General features: G+C 68.8%; 1 protein-coding gene. It reads left to right on the top strand.

The window, feature by feature from the left end; genetic code table 11:
• Position 1 precedes the first annotated feature (1 nt).
• The coding region (locus SB772_RS44285; protein WP_410839061.1) for a bile acid:sodium symporter at positions 2 to 247 on the top strand (246 nt) is incomplete at its 3' end.

Raw genomic sequence — 247 nt, 5'->3', positions numbered from 1 at the left:
CCTGGTCGGCTGCTGCCCTAGCGGCACGGCTTCGAACGTGATGGTCTGGCTGTCCAAGGGCGACCTGGCGCTGGCGGTGGCGATTGCCGCCGTCACCACCCTGCTCGCCCCGCTGCTGACCCCGGCGTTGATCTGGTTCCTGGCCTCGGCCTGGCTGCCGGTCTCGTTCATGGACATGTTCTGGTCGATCCTGCAGCTGGTCATGCTGCCGATCGTGCTCGGCGTGCTGGCCCAGCGCCTGCTGGGC

It is taken from the genome of Paraburkholderia sp. SIMBA_030 (assembly GCF_046535245.1).
Taxonomy (GTDB): domain Bacteria; phylum Pseudomonadota; class Gammaproteobacteria; order Burkholderiales; family Burkholderiaceae; genus Paraburkholderia.
This window is presented reverse-complemented; position numbering and strand designations above follow the sequence as displayed.